This window comes from Caballeronia glathei (genome assembly GCF_000698595.1).
Taxonomy (GTDB): Bacteria; Pseudomonadota; Gammaproteobacteria; order Burkholderiales; family Burkholderiaceae; genus Caballeronia; species Caballeronia glathei.
Window position 1 is genome coordinate 1 of the sequence record NZ_JFHC01000230.1, and the last position, 1,263, is coordinate 1,263.

1 protein-coding gene and 1 pseudogene are annotated in these 1,263 nt (G+C 63.1%); both read right to left on the minus strand.

Annotated features, from left to right (window positions below):
• Window positions 1-92: 92 nt before the first annotated feature.
• A complete protein-coding gene (istB, locus tag BG61_RS38455; RefSeq protein WP_035927402.1) occupies window positions 93-860 on the minus strand; it encodes an IS21-like element helper ATPase IstB in 768 nt (255 codons plus the stop codon).
• 12 nt (window positions 861-872) lie between these two features.
• A pseudogene (locus BG61_RS38460) lies at window positions 873-1,263 on the minus strand (IS21 family transposase); the annotation flags it as partial.

The following is a 1,263-nucleotide window of genomic DNA, read 5'->3' on the forward strand; positions in this document are numbered from 1 at the left end:
TGCGTATTTCGGCGAACGTGACCGCCGATTTCGGGAACGTGACCGATTCGGCGGGGTTGGGCGTTGCGCGGTGTTGATTGTAGATTTTCTTGTTAGTTCTGGTCGAGTTCGGGCTCCAGGACGCTGGGTTTTGGGGATGCCTTTCTGAGGGATTCACCGGTGAGCGTGATCCGGTGATGACGCTGCATGAGACGGTCGAGCATTGCGTCGGCGATGGTCTCGTCGCCGATCCATCCATGCCAGTGCTCAATCGGTAACTGGCTGGTGATGATGGTCGCCTTTCCCGCCGAGCGGTCATCGATCATCTCGAGCAGATCGTTTCGGACCATCGCGTCGAGGGGAGCCATTCCCCAATCGTCCAGCAGGAGCACGTCAACGCGTGCGACCTGCAGCAGCCATTTTGTGAAGCCGCCATTGCCGTGCAGAACGCGAAGCTCCTCGCCAAGTCGCGGCACGCGCAGATACAAGGCCGAATGCCCGCGCCGGCAAGCGTATTGGGCCAGGGCGCAAGCGAGCCACGATTTCCCAGCGCCGGTTGGACCGCTGATGAGCAGGCTGTAACCGGCTTCGACCCAGTCACCGAGCGCGAGGCTAGTGAGTGAGCGCGGATCAACGCCACGGCCAGCGCGCGTGTCGAGATCTTCAATGGCGGCTTGCGGATACTTGAGGCGCGCCTGCTTGAGCAGTCGGGTACGACGGCGATCATCACGCCAGCTGGCTTCCCGGTCGACCAGCAGTGACAGGCGTTCCTCGAAGCTCAGGCTGGCCGCACCGGGCTGCGTCAGTTGTTCTTCCAGGCCGTCAGCGAAGCCGTCCAGCTTCAGGGTGCGCAGTTGCGTCAGTGTCTGTTGCATCATCATGGTGGGTCTTCTTTATTGGTAGTAGCCGGGGCCGCGTACATGCGCGTGGCTCGGGCTGATCCAGTCGGCAGGCGTTGCCACTGCTGCGCGGTCGCGGTTGTTGATCAGGATGTCGCGCACGTGGCGGTAACGGTGCACGCCCAACTCCAGTGCTAGCGCACAGGCGGCTTCGAGACGTTCGCGGCCATAGCGACGTGAGAGCGAGAGCAATCCGAGGCACGCCCGATAGCCGTGTTCCGGATGGCGTTGCTCCTGCAGCAGCCGGGTAACAAGCACGCCGGTTGCCGCGCCGATCTGCTGTCCCCAATGAATCAGCCGCTGCGGCGTCCATTCCAGATGAGCGCGGTGCGCCGCCGGCATGTGCTCGACGACGGTGGTGTAGCCGCCTGCGCGCTCGTTGCGT

Bases quoted from the DNA above. Each gene is read 5' to 3' on its own strand.
- istB (WP_035927402.1), bottom strand. From the start codon at position 860: ATGATGATGCAACAGACACTGACGCAACTGCGCACCCTGAAGCTGGAC.